The sequence below is a fragment of the Phenylobacterium sp. FG114 genome (assembly GCF_057809855.1).
Genome location: NZ_JBMDKU010000010.1, coordinates 23,613 through 40,675, shown reverse-complemented (window position 1 = coordinate 40,675; position 17,063 = coordinate 23,613). Strand labels below are relative to the sequence as shown.

Genomic DNA, 17,063 nt, shown 5'->3' with positions numbered 1-17,063 from the left:
GGTGCTAGGATAGAAAAAACGGTATCCAAGGGAGGATGTGATGGCTGACTTCGGTGGTGTCGAACTCGATGCCTTCCGCACCGAGGCGCGGTCGTGGCTGGAGGCGAACGTGCCCCCGTCGATCCGGGGCGACACCAACGCGCCGCTGCGGTTCCAGGGCGGCGATCGACCCGAGGGCGACCACCTCGTCTGGAAGCAGCGCATGGGCGAGAAGGGGTGGGGCGTCCCCACCTGGCCCAAGGCGTACGGCGGCGGTGGACTTTCGACCGCCGAGGCCCGCGTCCTGCAGCAGGAGATGGACCGGATCGGCGCCTACAACCCGATCATGGGCATGGGCGTCTCGATGTTCGGCCCCACGCTGCTGGAATATGGCACCGAGGATCAGAAGCAGCGCCACATCCCGCCGATCGTGAAAGGCGAACTTCGCTGGTGCCAAGGGTATTCGGAGCCTGGCGCCGGCTCGGATCTGGCCAGCCTGACAACAAAGTGCGAGGACGCCGGAGATCACTGGAAGATCAATGGCCAGAAAATCTGGACCAGCGGCGCGCAATGGGCCGACTGGTGCTTCTGCCTTGTTCGTACAGATACCACCAAGAAGCATGAGGGCATAAGTTTTGTTCTCATCGACATGCATCAGCCGGGGGTGGAGACGCGGCCGATCAAGCTGATCGCCGGGTCGTCGCCGTTCTGCGAGACCTTCTTCACCGACGCTCGGGCGGAGAAGAACGACATGGTCGGGCCGCTGAACGGCGGCTGGACCGTGGGCAAGCGCCTGCTGCAGCACGAGCGTTCGGGCCAAGGCGGCGGGCGGATGACCGGCGGCGCCGACGTGGCGGACCTCGCCAAGCAATATGTGGGCGTCGACGACCAGGGCCGGATCGCCGACACGGACCTGCGCACGCGGGTGGTGAAGAACAAGATGGACGCCCGCGCCCACGCCTTGACCATCGAGCGCGCCCGCGCCGAGTCCAAGGGCAATGTGAACCCTTCGGCCACGACGTCAGTGATGAAGAACTCGGGCACCTGGATCGGCCAGGAGCGCGCCGAACTGCTGCTCGAAATCATGGGCCATCAGGGCCTGGGCTGGAGCGGCGACGCCTTCGCCAAGGACGAGCTCGAGGCCGTGCGCTCGTGGCTCTCGGGCAAGGCCTGGACGATCTTCGGCGGCTCCCAGGAGGTTCAGTCGAACATCGTCAGCAAGCGCATTCTGGGCCTGCCCGACACGACGGCTTCGAGCTAGGGTCTGAACTCCAACCCGTCATGGTCGGCCTAGTGCCGGCCATCCAGACGCGCCGGCTTTCGGGAATTTGCCTGAGCGGTCGGCGCATCTGGATCCCCGGGACAAGCCCGGCGATGACGAGCAAAATTTAAGAGCGAGGAATTTTCGAGAAATGGCTGATTTTGGCGGCGCGACCGATCTGGAGAGTTTCCGGAAAGAGGTCCGAGACTGGGTCGAGGCGAATTTCCCCGCTTCGCTCAAGGGCAAGCCCAACCCGATGGCGCGGGAAGAGCGCGGCAGCGAGCCGACGCCCGACCAGGAAGCCTGGCGCAAGGCGGTGGGCGCGAAAGGCTGGGGCACCCCCACCTGGCCCGCGGAGTACGGCGGCGGCGGCCTGAATCAGGCCCAGGCGCGGGTGATCCAGGGCGAGTTCGCCCGGGCCGGCGCCTACAACCCGATCGGCGGCATGGGCGTGATGATGTTCGGCCCGACACTGCTGGAGTATGGCACCGAAGCCCAGAAACAAGAGCACATCCCGCCGATCTGCCGCGGCGATCTTCAGTGGTGCCAAGGTTTCAGCGAGCCGAATGCCGGTTCTGATCTTGCCTCTCTGGCGACGAAGGCTGAAGACAAGGGCGATCACTTCATAATCAACGGATCTAAGGTCTGGACGAGCGGCGGCCAATACGCCGACTGGATGTTCTGCCTCGTCCGCACCGACCCCGCCAAAAAGCACGAAGGCATCTCGTTCGTGCTGTTCTCGATGCACCAGCCGGGCGTCGAGGTGCGGCCGATCCCGCTGATCAACGGCATGGCCCCCTTCTGCGAGACGTTCTTCACCGACGCCCGCGCCGAAAAGAAGGATCTGGTCGGGCCGCTGAACGGCGGCTGGACCATCGCCAAGCGGCTGCTGCAGCATGAGCGCAGCGGCATCTCGGGCATGGGCGGCGGCATGGGCGGCGCCTCGCTGTCCGACCTGGCCAAGAAGTACGTGGGCGTCGACGATCAGGGTCGCATCGCCGACCACGACCTGCGCAACCGGGTGATCCGCAACCAGATGGAGGCGCGGGTCTTCCAGCAGACCGCCTTCCGCGTGATGGCCGAGTCCAAGGGCAACTCCGGGCCGTCCGCCGCCACCTCGATCATGAAGAACGCCGGCACCTGGATCGCCCAGGAGCGCCACGAACTGACGCTCGAGATCATGGGCCACCAGGGCCTGGGCTGGGAGGGCGGCGACTTCGCCAAGGACGAACTCGAGATCGTCCGCGCCTGGCTCTACGGCAAGGCCTTCACGATCTTCGGCGGCTCGCAGGAAGTGCAGTCGAACATCGTCAGCAAGCGCATCCTGGGCTTGCCTGACCTTACGCAAGCGCAGTGAGGATGCGGGCCGCAGGGTCCGCACCCATCCGAACATTTGAAACAACGAACGAATTTCACGAGGAACTAAGATGGCCGTTCTGACCGAAGAACAGAGCATGCTGCGTGACGCGGCCAAGAGCTGGGTGCAGGAAAAGAGCCCCGTCACCGCCTTCCGCAAGATGCGCGATAGCGGCGCCGAGCTGGGCTACGACGTGGCCGCCTGGAACGAGATGGCCGAGATGGGCTGGGCCGGGGTGATCATCCCGGAAGAGTACGGCGGCTCGAACTTCGGCTACCTGTCCCTGGGCCTGGTGCTCGAGGAACTGGGCCGCACCCTGACGGCCTCGCCGCTGATCGCGTCCGGCCTGGCCGGCGCCTCGGCGCTGATCCTGGGCGGCTCCGACGCCCAGAAGTCCGAGTGGCTGCCGAAGATCGCCGACGGCTCGGCCGTGGCCGCGCTGGCCATCGACGAGGGCCCGCACCACAAGCCCGAGAAGGTCGAGGCCACGGTCTCGGGCGGCAAGCTTACCGGCAAGAAGACCTTCGTGATCGAGGGCATGGCGGCCGACGTCTTCGTCGTCTCGGCGAAGGAGGGCGGTAACGTCGAGCTCTACCTGGTGAAGGCCGACGACGCGGGCGTGAAGCGCACCAAGCTGAACCTGGCCGACAGCCGCGGCGCGGCTAACGTCGAGTTCAACGGCGCCGCCGCCGACAAGCTGAACGGCGGCGCGGCGCTGCTGGAAAAGGTGCTCGACCGCGCCCGCGCGGGCCTTGCCGCCGAGATGCTGGGCGCCGCCACTCAGGCGTTCGAGATCACGCTGGACTACCTGAAGACCCGCGTGCAGTTCGGCCAGGTGATCGGCAGCTTCCAGGCCCTGCAGCACCGCGCGGCCAAGATGTTCACCGAGCTGGAGCTGTCCCGCTCGGCCGTCGAGGCGGCCCTGGCGGCCATCGACAGCGACGCGCCGGACGTGCCGGAACTGGCCTCGCTCGCGAAGGCCAAGATGGGCGACACGTTCCACCTGGTGAGCAACGAGATGGTCCAGATGCACGGCGGCATCGGCATGACCGACGCCCACGACGCCGGCTTCTACCTGAAGCGCGCCCGCGCGGCGGAAGCGGCCTTCGGCAACCAGGCGTTCCACCGGGACCGGTATGCGCGGATCCAGGGGTATTGAGCGGTCGCTAGCCGCTTAGGACTGAGATGACGGAAGCCCCGTCGGTCGCGAGGCCGGCGGGGTTTTTCGTTGGGCGGCGCGACGACGAGCTTAGCGGACATTGTGTGCGCCGCGCCGCGGATGCCCCTACTCCTCTCCCAGGCGCGGCAGCGCCAAGGGAGAGGAGTACGATCGAACAAAACATGAACTATGGCGAAGCTCAAGCCGCTTCTCGAGCTCACCAATTGTCAGGCTTCGCGCGTCGGCAACGTCGACAACCGGTCGCGCCCTTAAGTCCATGGCCAGAGTTTGCCTGCCGGGCCAGGCGTCTCAAGGACAGGCGCGCAGCGCCTGCCGCAAGGCGGCGCGCCAGAGGCGCGTCCTTGACACGCCTGGACCGACAGGTTCGCAATCCACCATGGATTTAAGGGTGGGAGGCATCCTGAAGGATGCTCCTTGGGGGCCTCGTGGAGATCGAGAGTGCGTTCGATAGCCTGACCGGTGTTTGGGACGGCGTGTACACCTACCCACTGGAAGAGAGCTCAACCGGCTTCACGGTGACACTGCTGCAGCTGGGCGATGCTCTTAGCGGAACGGTCCACGAGATCGCCGACATCGGCGTGTTCGCTGGCAAGACGATCCACGCCGTGATCGACGGGCGGCGCTTGAGCGACCACGTGGTCTTCATCAAGACCTATGAGGACCTCGGCCCCGACGCCGAGTACGGCGGCCAGGTCATCTACGAGGGGATCGTCAGCGATGACGGGCTGCGCATCGAGGGGCGATGGAAAATCCCACGCGTCTGGTCAGGCGACTTCATGATGGTTCGCCCCGGACGCGTGACCGAGTCCGCCCGGCGCGGGGCGGTTGAGATTGTCTAGGTTTTAGACATGGCGCCGAGCACAGCCGTCACCTCTTCGCCAAATCCCCGATGAGCGGCGGAGGTACTGGGAACGTCCGCTTCTGACGCACAGCGCCGGCACACTCCCCGCCATGCCACCCTCCCCGCCCCGCGCCAGCAACCTCCCGATCCCGCCGATGGACCATGCGTCCGGCTACAAGGCTTCCGCCTTCACCCGGGCGATGGGGGAGCTGATCCTGCTGCGGATCGCGGAGGGCGAGACGATGAAGGCGATCACGGCCGATGCGCGGATGCCGGCCTATTGCACCGTCTATCGCTGGATGCAGGTCGTGCCGGAGTTCGGCGCGGCGGTGGCGCGGCTGCGGATGATGATGGCGCAGGCGCGGGTGGCGGACCGGCGGCTGCAGCGCGGGCTGGCGCGGGCGGAGGATGGACTGCGGGCGCCCGGCGAACGCTCGCTGCGGCCGCGCATGCGCGGCTCCTGCTCGGCGAAGGCGCTGGGGCGGGTGCTGGCGCGGGTCCGCGCCGGAGCCTCGATCGGAGAAGCCACGGCGGCGCGCGGGGCGCCGTCGGTGAAGACGATCTACCGACGCCTGGAGACCTGCCCCGGGTTTCGGGTGGCGTTCGTGGATGCGTGCCGTTGGCGGGACAGGTGGCTGGCGCTTCAGGCCGACATCGTCGGGGACGAGGTCTGGGCCGGGATGGGGGACTTCGACGCCGCCGACGTCAAGATCGCGAGGCTGGAAGAAAGGCGCGGACGGCTGACGCCGAGGGTGTATCGGACGGACCGCCCCTAAGCCCCGAAGATCCACCCCGGAGTGAGCGTGCTCATCTGGACGCCCACGAGCACCATCTGGCCGCCGCCGGTCATGTTGATCACCGTGTCGGCGCCCGACTGGACCACCGTATACTGCGTGCCGGGGTCGAGCTGGACGCGGTCGCCCTGGGACAGGTTGAAGTCGGTGACCCGATCAATCCCGGCGTCACCGAAGGTGTGGAAGCTGTCCGCGCCCGCGCCGCCGGTGACGGTGTCGTCGCCCTTGTCGCCCGAGACGTAGTCGGCGCCGTCGCCGCCCTGGATTACGTCATTGTCCTGGCCGCCGCGGACGATGTCGTCCCCGGCGCCACCGTCGCAGGTGTCCGCGCCGAGGTTGCCGTAGACGAGGTTCTGGCCCGCGCTGCCGACTAGGCTGTCGTTGTCCTTGCCGCCGACAACCCAGTCGTCGCCGCCGCCGGAGACGCAGGTGTCATTGCCCATGTTGCCGTTGAGGTCGTCGAAGTCGGCGCCGCCCTGGAGGTAGTCGTCGCCCTCGTCGCCACGCAGGTAACCGCGGCCGCCACCGCCGACGACGAGGTCGTTGCCCAGGCCGCCCATCAGCGTGTCGGCGCCCGCGCCGCCCACCAGCGCATCGGCGCCGCCGCGCCCTTCGAGGGTTCCGCCCGTGGGGGCCGCCACCAGCAGGTCGTTGGCCGACCCGCCGACGACGTCCTTGATGCCGCTCAGGGGCTGGGGGACCGCGCCGACGTAGGCGTGCAGCGGCGCCAGGTTGGGCAGCGGCGGGATGCCGGCGAAGTCGGTGGTGAACTCCGTGTCGCCGAGGTTGACCCCGACCGGCTGGGTCGAAAGCGAGAAGTCGGCAGACCCGCCCGGCCCCGCCGCGAAGAGGCGGACGTCGTCGAGGACCACCACGCCGGTGGCGCGCAGCTCGAGCGAGTTCGCGCCCTCGCCGCCGGTCACCAGGACGTAGATCACCCCGGCCGGCCTCGGTCTGGAGGCTGGCGAAGTCGGCGACCTTCTGCCCGTTCCAGAACACCTGCAGTCCGGCCTGCTGGTCGGCGGGCCGGTAGGCGATGAACGCGAGATCGTAGACGACGCGCGAGGCGAGCCCGGCGACCTGCTGGCCGATGGAGCTGTCGTGCATGAGCCCCCAGACCTTGCCGTCCCAGGACACCTGGTCCCTGGGCGGGACATAGGTCTCCACGCCGAAGAAGCCGCGCGTCACCGTCCAGCCGTCGGGCGGGGCCGCGGGACGGAGATAGTAGGTGTGGCCGTCGAGGGCGGTGTCGAACTGCGGCGCCTGGCCGATCCAGGCCGCCGCGTCGCCGCCGGCCTGGCGCTCGAAGCTGCCGTTGACGATGAAGTCGGCCTTGCCCGCCATGCCCGCGCCCCCACGCAAGCGGCACGGTAGCGCAACTCAGGGGCACGCCAAGCTCCCTGCGCACGGGGAGCGGCAGCAGTGGGTGTTGACACACGCCTCTAAGGCAAAGCTTTCTCGCATCCGGGAGTGCGTACATGGCGTGGCTGATTGCGGTGTTGGCGCTCGGCGGCATGGCGGCTGCCGGGGTCGAAATCTGGCTGTCGATGCGGCAGCATCCGCGACGCATCCTCTACGGCTGGCTGGCCTGGACGCCGCTGGCATTCCTCGCGCTTTTCGCACTTGGAATGGACGACGGCGGGGATCCTGTCGGCAGCGGGCTTCTGGCGATCATCGTCTCGCCCTTCGCCTATCCCGTCGTCCGCGGTCTCTTGTGGCTGCGCTTCAGTTCGTCGTTGTCGATGAGTCAGGCGGAAGAAGCGGCCGCCGACGCCGAGCGAATGAAGTATCACGCCATGGACTTCGGAGGTGTTCGCACCGCAACGACCGCCCCACCACCGCCGCTTGCGACGCCTTTGCGGCACGCCGTGGAATCGCCCGTCGCGCTGTCCTCCTACACGTCACGGCTTGACCGGGCGACCCGCGAACGGCGCCCTGCCTGGGTAAGAGCGACCGAAATCCTGTTCATCGTCGGGGCGTGCGCGGTGGGCTTCGCGATCTACGTCGCTTCGATGATCGGCGACCTCCGCAGCCACCAGGAGCCGAGCGACGAGGAGATGATCGCCGCGACGCTGGAGCTCAACGGCTATGGCGGACCCAGGGTGACGGCGACCGGCGAAGCCTGCCCCGACGAACGCAGCGCTCGCTATCTGTGGAGCGCCGTCGGTTCAGCCGGACGCGCCTGCGTCGATCCGCGGACAGGGCAAGTAAGCCTCTGGGTCGAGCAGCGGTGGCCTTTGGCGACGCGGTAGGGCCCGCCGCTCACCCCAAGGCGCGCCAGCCGGTCAGGGAGTGCAGGATGGCGCGGCGGCGGTCACGGTGGCGGCCGCAGGATCTTGGCCATGGCCTTACCCTTCGCGAGTTCGTCGATGAGCTTGTCCAGGTAGCGGATCTCGCGCATCAGCGGCTCCTCGATCTCCTCGACGCGGACGCCGCAGATCAGGCCCTTGATCTCAGAGCGGGCGGGGTTGAGCCGCGGCGCTTGGGCGAAGAACGTCTCGAAGGTCGTCTTCTCCGCGACATGGCGGTCGAGCTCGGCCTGGCTGTAGCCGGTGAGCCAAAGGATGATCTCGTCGACCTCGGCGCGGGTGCGCCCCTTCCGCTCGGCCTTGGCGACGTAAAGCGGGTGCACGCTGGCGAAGCTCATCGTGTAGATGCGGTGCGTCTTCGCGACGGTCGTTTCCACTGAGGGCCTCCGTTGGAGACCGCAACCATGGGATAGGTAGAGTCCGGCGCCAAGCGTGGCTATCGTCGCGGGGTTCGACCGCTGCGCAGGGCTACCGATGAACCCGTTCCCCGACGACATCTTCACCGAGCCGGAGGACGTGGATCCCGACACGCTGGCGAACCTGGGGCCGCTCAGGCCGCTGGCCGGGATTTGGGAGGGGCGCAAGGGGACCGACCTGAACCCCAAGGCCGAGGGGCCAGAGCGGCGGGAATATCTCGAGCGGATCGAGATGCAGCCCATCGACCCGCAGCCGAACGGGCCGCAGCTGCTGTACGGCCTGCGCTACCACGTGCACATCGCCACGCCCGAGGAGGACACCACCTTCCACGACCAGGTGGGCTACTGGCTCTGGGAGCCGGCGACGGGGCTGGTGATGCAGACCCTGGCCATCCCGCGCGGGCAAGTCGCGCTGGCCAGAGGCCAGGGCCAGGCGGGCGACGGCAAGATCATCGTGAAGGCCGAGCGCGGCGGGCCAGGCTACGGCATCTGTTCCACCGACTTCCTGGAGTGGGCGTTCCGGACCGAGTCGTACGCGCTGGAGATCACCTTCGATGGCCCGGACAGCTGGAGCTATGTGTCGGACACGATGCTGGCGGTGCGTGGGCAGGACGGCCTGTTCAAGCACCGGGACCGCAACACCCTGAAGAAGGTGGGCGAGCCGACGCCGAACCCGCTGGCGCGGATCGCGCGCGGCGAGGTCAAGTCGCACCTGGCGGCGCACGGGATGGCGGACACGTAGGGGGCGGCGCTATCGTCGCGGCGGCAGAGATGGGGAGTTCGATGGGGCGTTGGGTTTGGGCCGGAATGGCCCTGGCGGTGGCGATGGCGGGCGCGCCCGCGCAGGCGCAGAAGGCCGCCGCGGCGCCGCAGGCGACGGCCGCGAAGCCCACCATGCACCCGGCCCCCGCGCGGCGGGCCGGCGAAGGGTTGGGGCCCTACCGCAAGCTGGTGATCCGCGGCGTGACGCTGATCGACGGCACGGGCGCGCCGCCGCGCGGGCCGGTGGACATCGTCATCGAGGGCGACAAGATCACCGACGTGCTGCAGGCCGGCTGGCCCGGCATGCCGCTGAAGGCCGACCGGGCGCCGCGCGACGCCGATAAGGAGATCGACGCCACGGGCATGTACGCCCTGCCCGGCTTCGTCGACCTGCACGTCCACGGCGGCGACCCGGTGAAGTCGCCCGACCTGGAGTACGCCTACAAGCTGTGGCTGGCGCACGGGGTGACCACCGTGCGCGGCGTGAGCCTGGCGCCGCACGACATCGCGGTGTCGGAGAAGGGGCGCAGCGCGCGCGGCGAGATCGTCGCGCCGCGGATCTTCAACTACCAGACCATGGGCCAGGGCTGGAGCGGCGGGCGGATCGACGGGCCGGCCAAGGCGCGCGCCTGGGTGCAGTGGGCGGCGAAGAACGGCGTCGACGGCATCAAGTTCTTCGGCTGGAACGACGAGACGCCCGAGGCGATGACGGCGGCGATCGACGAGGCGAAGAAGCTGGGCCTGGGCACCGTGGCCCATATCTCACAGCCCGGCGTGGCGGGGATGAACGCCCGGCAGTTCGGCGCGGCGGGACTGGGAACCGTCACCCACTTCTACGGCCACTTCGAGTCGATGCTGGCGAACGGTCGGCTGCAGAAGTACCCGAACGACTACAACTTCTACGACGAGGCCAAGCGGTTCGGCGAGGCGGCGGAGATCTGGGACGAGGTGGAGCCGGGCTCCGAGGCCTGGGTCGACTACCTGAAGGCCCAGAAGGCGGCGGGCGTCGACTTCGACCCGACCATGACAATCTATGCGGCGTCGCGCGACCTGATGCGGGCGAAGAACGCCGACTGGCACGCGATCTACACCCTGCCGACGCTGAACGACTATTTCGTCTCCACGCGCGACAACCACGGCAGCTATTTCTACGACTGGACCACCGGCAACGAGGTGGCCTGGCGCAACTTCTACGCCCGCTTCATGCGGCTGGTGAACGACTACAAGAACATGGGCGGCCGGGTGAGCACGGGGTCGGACTCGGGCTTCATCTGGAAGCTGTACGGCTTCGGCTACATCGAGGAGCTGGAACTCCTGCAGGAGGCGGGCTTCACGCCGCTGGAGGTGATCCAGGCGGCCACCAGCAACGGGGCCCGCACCCTGGCCGACCCGAAGGGCGAGGCGCCCAGCTTCGGCATCGTGCGGCCGGGGATGAGCGCCGACCTGGTGATCGTCCCGGAGAACCCGCTCAGCAACTTCAAGACCCTGTACGGCACCGGCCACGAGCGCCTGAGCGCCGACAACAAGGTCGAGCGGGTGGGCGGCGTGAAATGGACCGTGACGCGCGGCGTGGCCTACGACGCCCACGCGCTGCTCGCCGACGTGAAGGCCATGGTCGACAAGCAGAAGGCCGAGCGCGTGGCGGCCGGAAAGCCCTAGGAGCCTTCGATGGACGACCTGCCCTGCCGCCACGCCCAGTCGATCGCAGACGTCACGCCCAGCGCGCGGGGCTGCGAGGAGTGCTTGAAGTCGGGCTCGCGATGGCTGCACCTGCGGCTGTGCCGGACCTGCGGCCACGTGGGATGCTGCGACGACTCGCCGAACAAGCACGCGACGGCGCATTTCCACGCCACCGGCCATCCGGTGATCGAGGGCTACGATCCCCCGGAGGGCTGGGGATGGTGCTATGTGGACGAGCTGGTCTTCGACCTGGGCGAGCGGCGGACGCCGCAACTGGGGCCGATCCCGCGCTGGTACTGAACCCGAAGGAGCCTCCCATGGCGGACGTCGTCTATCACCTGGTCCAGCACGACGGCGGCTGGGCCTATAAGTTCGAGGGCACGTTCTCCGAGACCTTCCCGACGCGGGAGGCGGCGCACAAGGCGGCGGTGCGCGCGGCGGGCGAGCAACGCGTGCCCGGAGACACCACGGGCATCGTCTACGAGGACGCCCAGGGACGCTGGCGCAGCGAGGTCGAGGCGGGCGACGACCGGCCCTACACCCGCGTCGACGACTGATCTCAGGCCGGGGCCTAGGCGGACGCCTTCTGGCCGAAACGCTCGGCGTTGCGGGCGCGGGCCTTGGCGGCCTCGACCTCGCGGTCGCGCGGCGGGGCGGTGGTCTCCAGCTCGTGCAGCAGGCGGTGGCCGGCCTGGAACACCTCCTCGACGGCGGCGTCGAAGGCGGCCTTGTTGGCCTTGGACGGTGCGTTGAAGCCCGACAGCTTGCGCACGAACTGCAGGGCGGCGGCGCGCACCTCGTCGTCGGTGGCGGCGGGGTCGAAGTTGAACAGCGTCTTGATGTTGCGGCACATGGGCGGGGTCTCCGTCTCGCGCTGAAGATGGCCGCGGGCCGAGCGAAGGGGAAGAGCATGCGCTGTTTCGGCGTGACCGGACTGGTGTTGGCGGTGGCCCTGGCGCTGGCGGCCTGCGAGCCGGCCAAGACCACGCGCCAGCCCGAGCCGCGGCCCGAACCAGCTCCTGCCGAGGTGCGCTATCCGCCCGGCGGAACGGCGCCGGGGACGACGCCGAAGCAGGACACGGAGCTGCGGGTGGTCTTCCAGTGGCCGCTCTACCTGGCGCGGACCGGGCAGCGGGCGCGGGAGAGCGCGGTGGGCTATGTGCGCGCCGACGGGACCTCGGGCGGGGTGATCCTGATCAACGGCGAGGGCGCGGTGATCCAGCCGATCCCCGGCACCCAGGGGCCGGACGCGGCCGAGGCGGCGCGCCGTTGGCTGACCGCGCGCGGCTGGCAGGTGCGCTGACGATCAGTTCGGCGGCGCGATGGGCGGGGTCGAGCCCGGCGGCCTGGCGGGATCGGTCGCCCCCATCGCCCCATTGGGATCGCCGGGCGTGGCGCCCGTGGTGGCGCCGGAGCCGGTCGGGTTGGGATCGGCCGCCGAGCCGATCGCCCCGGCCGCGCCGGTGGTCGCGCCGGCGGCGGGCGCCGCGGCGGGTTCGGAGGCCGCCGGAGCGGACGCGCCGTCGGCGGTGGCCTTGCCCTGACACGCGCCGACGCTGAGGACGGCGGCGAGGACGGCGAAGGGAATGAAGTTTCGGACCATGTCCCTAGAGCGCGCGAAGGCGAGCGAGGTTCAGCGCGGCGGTCCCGCCCGGCGCGCGCGGCGAACGAGGGCGGCCAGGGCGCGGTCGTCCAGGCCGCCCTGGATCAGGTAGGGCCCGACCAGGTACGCCGGCGTGCCCTGAAGGCCGAGGGAGAAGGCCTGCATCCTGTGGCGGCCGAGCTGGGCGTCGATGGATTTGGCGTGGATGCGCAGGTCGGCGGCCAGCCGCTGGGGATCGGCTCCGGCCTGCGCGGCGATGTCGGCGATGCGGGCGGGCGAGAGCTGACCGCGGGCCGCCATGAGGGCGTCGTGCACGGGGCCGTACTTTCCCTGCGCATCGGCGGCCAGGGCCGTGCGCGCGGCGAGGTCGGACATGGGCCCGCGGATCGGCCAGTCCTTCCAGACCACGCGAACGCCGGGATTGGCTTCCAGCAGGCGCGACAGGGCCGGATCGGTCGCCTTGCATACGGGGCACTGGTAGTCGGTGAAGATCACCACCGTGACCTCGGGGCGGGCCGCGCCGGTGGCTGGCGAGCCCGGATCGGAAAGCACATCCGAGACCACGGGCGTCAGCTCAAGCTTGCGCCCCGCCGGCGGCGACCATTGCAGCCAAGCATAGCCGACGAGACCGGCGGCAATGGCGAGGGCGAGGGACAGACGGGCCGGCTTCACGTCGCCGATATAGGCAGGACCCCGGTCAGGCGCCCCATACCGTTCTCGCATAGCGCACGAAGTTGCCGCCCAGGATCTTCTCGATCCGGGCCGGCTTGTGGCCGCGTTCGGCCAGCAGGCGGTAGAGCTTGCGGAACTGGTCGGGACCGCGCAGGTCGTCGACGAAGGGGTGGGTGTCGGCGCGCTCTCCCGGCGCGGCGATGCCCTTGGCCTTGCGGTCCTCATGCTCCTTGCGCAGCGCCTCGGCGTACTTGTCGAGGTCGTCGATGGGGGTGACCGTGCCGTCGGTGCCGATGCCCACGTGGTCCTCGCCGCAGACGTTCAGCGCGTGCTCGATGTGGGCGACCACGTCGACGGCGCGGGCATGGCCGCTGAGATTCAGGAACGGCATGAAGTAAATGCCCACGAAGCCGCCCTTCTCGGCCACGCCGCGCAGCTCTTCGTCGGTCTTGTTGCGCGGCAGGTCGGTGAGCGCGCGGCAGCCGGTGTGGTTGATCGAGATCGGCTGCTTCGACGCCTGGATGGCGTCGAGGCAGATCTGGCGGCCGGAGTGGCTAAGGTCGACCATGACGCGGTTGGCGTTGAGACGGTCGACGACCTTGCGGCCGAATTCTGTGAGGCCCCGGCCCTCGGGCACGATGGAGCCGTCGCCGAGCTGGTTTCTCAGATTGTAGGTCAGCTGGATGATGCGGACGCCCAGGTCGGCGAAGATGTCCACGCGGGCGGGGTCGTCGCCCATCATGGCGGCGTTCTGGAAGCCGTAGATGATCCCCACCTTCTTCTCGGCCTTGCAGCGGGCGATGTCGGCGGCGGAGAGAACCTTGAGCACGTCCTTCGGATGGGCGCGGATCAGGGCGTCGTACTGGCCGATGTCGGCCACCGACTTCTGGAAGGGTTCGTCCGGGCCGGCGACGTAGCCGATCGTCCAGTTGACCGCCGTCAGGCCCGACGCCCGGGCATCGGCGAGGATGCGGGGCGTCAGTTCCGGCCGTGTCCGCTCGGGAAAGTTGGGGTCGTCCAGGCCGCCCAGGGCGTTGATCACGGTCATGCCGGCGATGGGATCGGACGTTGCGGCGAGGGCCGGCGACGCGGCCGCGGCGGCGGAAAGGGCGAGCAGGGTGCGGCGGTTCATCGGTCTTCCAACTCGTCCTTGGTGAGCGGCTTGAAGTCGGCGCGACGGTATTCGCGGCCGCGCTTGACGGTGAATTCCAGGGTCTTGAGGTTTCCGATGTCGGCCGTCGGGTCCTTCGCCACCACGATCAGGTTGGCGAGCTTGCCGGCCTGGATCGAGCCGAGGCGGTCGGCCTGGCCGGCGGCGCGGGCGCCGTTCAGGGTGGCGGCGCGGATCACCTGCGCGGGCGGCATGCCCAGCTTCACCAGCGCGGCCAGCTCGTGGTGCAGGGTGGGCCAGGGATCGTCGTAGGGCGCGACCCAGTCGGTGCCGGTGGAAAGCTCGATCCCCGCCTGCCAGGCCTGGCGGACCAGGGCGTCTGACATGGCTCCGGTGCAGAGCGGCTTGCGGGCCTTCGGGTCCTTGGCCGCCTCGGCTTCGATGTGGGCGTAGATGCTGGTGGTGGCGTCCAGCATGGTCCCGTTTGCCTTCATGGTCGCCAGCACCTTGGCGACGTCGGGGTTGTCGGACTTGAGGAAGAGCGCGGGGTCCATCGGCGTGCGCGACTGGTAGGTCTGCGGCGTGCCCAGCGCTTGGTGGCCGAGCGAGCAGGCGTGGCTCATGACGTCCGGCCTCGCGGCGGCCACTTCCAGGGGCGTGGCCGGGTAGACGGCGGTGTGCGCCCAGACCTTCAGGCCCTGGCGGTGCGCCTCGGCGGCGATCTTCGCCACGAGATCGGCCGGCAGGTTCGCGTAGATCTTGATCGCCGTGGCGGACGTGCCGCGCGCCAGGGTCACCGCCTCCCGCAGGTCGGTCTTGTCGTCGATGGACTGCATCCACGGCGTCTTGCCGGGCGTGTAGCCGTAGCTGACGGCGAGCGTGCGCGGGTCGGCGAAGAACGACGGGCCGGCCATCAGGGCGGCGTAGTAGATGTCGGGCGCGGGGATCTCGGCGCGCAGCGAGGCCCGCGTGAGCTCGGCCACCGCGCGCAGGTCGTCGGCCATGTCGCGGACCGACGTGACCCCGCCGTAGAGATCCCGGCGCAGGCTGGCCTCGGCCTGCCGGCGGTTGGGCGGGGTAGCCAGGTGCTCGTGGCTGTCGATCAGGCCGGGCAGCAGGAACTTGCCCGCGAGGTCCACGACGCGAGCGCCGGCGGGGGCCGGGAGCTGCGCGGCGGGCAGGACCTGGACGATGGTCTCGCCATCGACCAGGACGCTCATGTCCGGCCGGGCCGGCGCGCCGGTCCCGTCGATCAGGATGGCGTTGCGGTAGAGCACGGCCTCGGCCGCCGCGGGCCCTGGGCCGGCCAGCAATCCGGCCGCCAAGGCGCCGGCCGCCATCATTCGCATCGTCACAGGAAACCCCCTCGCCGCGTCGCCACGAGGGTTAGGTCGCGCCGGGGCCGGCCGCAATGGCGCGCGGGTCAGTTCCGGCAACCGCCCTCGGGAGTCTGCTGGAACTCGGCGGCGATGCGCCAGCAGGCGGCGGCCTCCCGCTCGGTCTTCCAGGCCATGGCGAGCCACACGCACATGACTGCGAGCGCCGCGGTGAAGAGGGCCATCCAGCGAACCGCGGCGGCCCGGCGATCAGGCTTGCCCTCGTCGGGCGGCTTCGGGGCGCTCGGCATGGGCAGGCTTTGGCCGATGCGGCCGCGCAGGGCAAGGCCGTGCGCGCGTCAGGCGTCTCCGACCACCCGGGCCACGGCGCCGACACGACGCTCGCCCAGCCAGATCACCACCTCGGCCGCGCTCAGATGGTCCTCGAGGACGCGTCGGGCGCGGACCATGGCGCTGGCGTCGTCGCGGCACTCGATCGTCTCAAGCGCCGGGGACGAGCCGTCGGGCAGGCAAGGGTAGAACGTAAAGAGCGGCATCGCCGGTCCCTCCGACCAGCCGTGACTATACACCCTTCCCCACCCGGTTGAGTCCGGCACCCGACACTTTCGCTTGAGAAGCGAAATCCCTGGCGATCAGGCCGGCGTGCGGCCGTTTCGTTCGAGGGCGGCGGAGAGGCGCGCCATGGCGCGGCCGAGCTGGACCCGCAGCTCGTTGGCGGTCACCAGCACGGGGGCGGAGACACCCCAGAAGATCATCAGAGCCACCACCGAGCCGTCCTGCGCCACGCCATTGGTGCTGACGAACAGGCGGAAACCCACAAGGCCTCCCGCCAGCATGACAAGGGCGCCGCAGAAGGGACCGCGCACCAGACCGGCCAGCAGGACGGCGGGTACATAGAGCATGAAAGGCGACAGCGCCCCCAGCTTGGGCCCGAGCGCCGCCCGGCCCAGCGTGGCCACGCCCACGAGCACGGCGGCCACGGCGATCGAGATCAGCGCCTGGAGGATTATCCGGCCCGGTGGGCTGCGGGTGGCCATGCTGCAGATTTGGCTAACGTCGTCGGGCAAGGCAACCACCTTCCCCAATCGGGCGAGGGCGCGGCGTTTCCTTAGATTTCATCGGGACCGGGCCGGGTCCGACCACCCACGAGGACGAGCGGCCGAGAGGTCGCATGGGGGCGATTGCCCTCGCCCGAGCGTCCGCACGGAGTTCGTGGATGGCCGGGCCGGGCCCGGTCTCGACGCGATCAGGCGCCGGTCGGCGACGGCGCGACCGCGGGTTCCGGCGAGGGGGCGGCGGGCGGTGGAGCCGCGTCGCAGCCCTTGCCCGAGTAGAGGCCGGCCAGCAGCGCCTTGCGGGTAGTGGCGGTTTGGATCGTCTCCTGGGCTTGAGCCTGGACCTGGGCGGCGCGCTGCTTGGCCGCGTTGGCCATGCTGTTGGCGAACATGCCGGCGCCGGGGACGCGGCCCAGCACACCGGTACGCAGCATGCCCTCGACCGCGACGGTGGACGCCAGACCAGCGCCCTGGGCCGTGCCGTTGGCCTTGCCGACCTGGGCGTTGGCGTCGGCCATCAGCTGGTCCATGCGACCGGCCTCCGTCGAGAGCGCGACGCAGTCCATAGCGGCGTCGCCCGGATAGCTGACCTGGAGCTGCTGCGCCGAGGCCGGACCGGCCAGCAGCGCGGCGGCCGCGGCGCCTAGAATGATTGCCCTGTACATTGTCGCCCCCAAGAAACCCTGATGTTTCCGAGGGTAAGGCG

At 69.5% G+C, this 17,063-nt stretch carries 23 protein-coding genes; 12 read left to right on the top strand and 11 right to left on the bottom strand.

What is annotated here, in order from left to right; genetic code table 11:
- Positions 1-40: 40 nt before the first annotated feature.
- The 5 genes from ACODSY_RS17265 to ACODSY_RS17245 all read left to right on the top strand — a co-directional run bounded on the left by ACODSY_RS17265 (position 41) and on the right by ACODSY_RS17245 (position 5,394).
- Positions 41-1,240, top strand: a complete 1,200-nt coding sequence (locus ACODSY_RS17265) for an acyl-CoA dehydrogenase family protein (RefSeq protein WP_488953018.1) — start codon at positions 41-43, stop codon at positions 1,238-1,240.
- Between the two features lie 151 nt (positions 1,241-1,391).
- Positions 1,392-2,597, top strand: coding sequence for an acyl-CoA dehydrogenase family protein (locus ACODSY_RS17260; RefSeq protein WP_488953017.1), 1,206 nt, complete (start codon positions 1,392-1,394; stop codon positions 2,595-2,597).
- Positions 2,598-2,667: 70 nt separating this feature from the next.
- Complete coding sequence (locus tag ACODSY_RS17255) at positions 2,668-3,756, top strand: acyl-CoA dehydrogenase family protein (protein ID WP_488953016.1); 1,089 nt, start codon at positions 2,668-2,670, stop codon at positions 3,754-3,756.
- Between the two features lie 428 nt (positions 3,757-4,184).
- The gene (locus ACODSY_RS17250; RefSeq protein WP_488953015.1) at positions 4,185-4,616 is read left to right on the top strand and encodes a hypothetical protein; all 432 of its coding nucleotides are present in this window, start codon (positions 4,185-4,187) and stop codon (positions 4,614-4,616) included.
- Positions 4,617-4,728: 112 nt separating this feature from the next.
- Positions 4,729-5,394, top strand: a complete 666-nt coding sequence (locus tag ACODSY_RS17245) for a terminase small subunit-like protein (protein ID WP_488953014.1) — start codon at positions 4,729-4,731, stop codon at positions 5,392-5,394.
- On the opposite strand, the gene ACODSY_RS17240 is transcribed toward ACODSY_RS17245, so the two are convergent.
- Positions 5,391-6,350 (bottom strand): calcium-binding protein, encoded by a 960-nt coding sequence (locus ACODSY_RS17240; RefSeq protein ID WP_488953013.1) that lies wholly within the window; start codon positions 6,348-6,350, stop codon positions 5,391-5,393. The genes ACODSY_RS17245 and ACODSY_RS17240 overlap by 4 nt on opposite strands.
- A 292-nt stretch (positions 6,351-6,642) precedes the next feature.
- Here ACODSY_RS17240 and ACODSY_RS17235 point away from each other — a divergent pair, with 292 nt between their 5' ends.
- Together ACODSY_RS17235 and ACODSY_RS17230 are read left to right on the top strand one after the other, a co-directional pair.
- A complete protein-coding gene (locus tag ACODSY_RS17235; RefSeq protein WP_488953012.1) occupies positions 6,643-6,786 on the top strand; it encodes a hypothetical protein in 144 nt (47 codons plus the stop codon).
- A gap of 104 nt (positions 6,787-6,890) precedes the next feature.
- Entirely contained in the window at positions 6,891-7,664 is a 774-nt protein-coding gene (locus ACODSY_RS17230; protein WP_488953010.1) for a hypothetical protein, read from the top strand.
- Between the two features lie 62 nt (positions 7,665-7,726).
- Here the strand turns inward: ACODSY_RS17230 and ACODSY_RS17225 are convergent, their stop codons facing one another.
- Positions 7,727-8,059, bottom strand: coding sequence for a DUF2200 domain-containing protein (locus ACODSY_RS17225; RefSeq protein WP_488953168.1), 333 nt, complete (start codon positions 8,057-8,059; stop codon positions 7,727-7,729).
- A 94-nt stretch (positions 8,060-8,153) separates the two neighbouring features.
- Between ACODSY_RS17225 and ACODSY_RS17220 the strand changes: the two genes are divergently transcribed.
- From ACODSY_RS17220 to ACODSY_RS17205, 4 genes are read left to right on the top strand one after another with little or no spacing between them, the layout of a single operon-like run.
- The gene (locus ACODSY_RS17220; RefSeq protein WP_488953008.1) at positions 8,154-8,879 is read left to right on the top strand and encodes an FABP family protein; all 726 of its coding nucleotides are present in this window, start codon (positions 8,154-8,156) and stop codon (positions 8,877-8,879) included.
- A gap of 41 nt (positions 8,880-8,920) precedes the next feature.
- The gene (locus tag ACODSY_RS17215; protein WP_488953007.1) at positions 8,921-10,558 is read left to right on the top strand and encodes an amidohydrolase family protein; all 1,638 of its coding nucleotides are present in this window, start codon (positions 8,921-8,923) and stop codon (positions 10,556-10,558) included.
- Positions 10,559-10,567: 9 nt separating this feature from the next.
- Positions 10,568-10,879, top strand: coding sequence for a UBP-type zinc finger domain-containing protein (locus tag ACODSY_RS17210; RefSeq protein WP_488953006.1), 312 nt, complete (start codon positions 10,568-10,570; stop codon positions 10,877-10,879).
- Between the two features lie 17 nt (positions 10,880-10,896).
- Complete coding sequence (locus tag ACODSY_RS17205; RefSeq protein ID WP_488953005.1) at positions 10,897-11,136, top strand: DUF2188 domain-containing protein; 240 nt, start codon at positions 10,897-10,899, stop codon at positions 11,134-11,136.
- Between the two features lie 14 nt (positions 11,137-11,150).
- Here the strand turns inward: ACODSY_RS17205 and ACODSY_RS17200 are convergent, their stop codons facing one another.
- Positions 11,151-11,432, bottom strand: a complete 282-nt coding sequence (locus ACODSY_RS17200) for a DUF2277 domain-containing protein (protein WP_488953003.1) — start codon at positions 11,430-11,432, stop codon at positions 11,151-11,153.
- A gap of 57 nt (positions 11,433-11,489) precedes the next feature.
- On the opposite strand from ACODSY_RS17200, the gene ACODSY_RS17195 reads away from it, so the two are divergent.
- Positions 11,490-11,882 carry a hypothetical protein gene (locus tag ACODSY_RS17195; RefSeq protein ID WP_488953002.1) on the top strand — a complete coding sequence of 131 codons (393 nt, stop codon included), beginning with the start codon at positions 11,490-11,492 and terminating at the stop codon, positions 11,880-11,882.
- Between the two features lie 3 nt (positions 11,883-11,885).
- On the opposite strand, the gene ACODSY_RS17190 is transcribed toward ACODSY_RS17195, so the two are convergent.
- The 8 genes from ACODSY_RS17190 to ACODSY_RS17155 form a co-directional block, all read right to left on the bottom strand.
- Entirely contained in the window at positions 11,886-12,182 is a 297-nt protein-coding gene (locus ACODSY_RS17190) for a hypothetical protein (RefSeq protein ID WP_488953000.1), read from the bottom strand.
- A gap of 30 nt (positions 12,183-12,212) precedes the next feature.
- Positions 12,213-12,854, bottom strand: coding sequence for a DsbA family protein (locus ACODSY_RS17185; RefSeq protein ID WP_488952999.1), 642 nt, complete (start codon positions 12,852-12,854; stop codon positions 12,213-12,215).
- A 25-nt stretch (positions 12,855-12,879) separates the two neighbouring features.
- Positions 12,880-13,986 carry a dipeptidase gene (locus ACODSY_RS17180; protein WP_488952998.1) on the bottom strand — a complete coding sequence of 369 codons (1,107 nt, stop codon included), beginning with the start codon at positions 13,984-13,986 and terminating at the stop codon, positions 12,880-12,882.
- Complete coding sequence (locus ACODSY_RS17175; RefSeq protein ID WP_488953167.1) at positions 13,983-15,314, bottom strand: amidohydrolase family protein; 1,332 nt, start codon at positions 15,312-15,314, stop codon at positions 13,983-13,985. Before ACODSY_RS17175 ends, ACODSY_RS17180 begins: the two co-directional genes overlap by 4 nt.
- A 74-nt stretch (positions 15,315-15,388) precedes the next feature.
- On the bottom strand, positions 15,389-15,592 hold the full coding sequence (locus ACODSY_RS17170) for a hypothetical protein (RefSeq protein ID WP_488952997.1): 204 nt from the start codon (positions 15,590-15,592) through the stop codon (positions 15,389-15,391).
- A gap of 48 nt (positions 15,593-15,640) precedes the next feature.
- Complete coding sequence (locus ACODSY_RS17165) at positions 15,641-15,838, bottom strand: hypothetical protein (protein WP_488952996.1); 198 nt, start codon at positions 15,836-15,838, stop codon at positions 15,641-15,643.
- 96 nt (positions 15,839-15,934) lie between these two features.
- Positions 15,935-16,369 (bottom strand): hypothetical protein, encoded by a 435-nt coding sequence (locus tag ACODSY_RS17160; RefSeq protein WP_488952995.1) that lies wholly within the window; start codon positions 16,367-16,369, stop codon positions 15,935-15,937.
- 179 nt (positions 16,370-16,548) lie between these two features.
- Positions 16,549-17,022, bottom strand: coding sequence for a hypothetical protein (locus ACODSY_RS17155; RefSeq protein WP_488952994.1), 474 nt, complete (start codon positions 17,020-17,022; stop codon positions 16,549-16,551).
- Positions 17,023-17,063 lie beyond the last annotated feature (41 nt).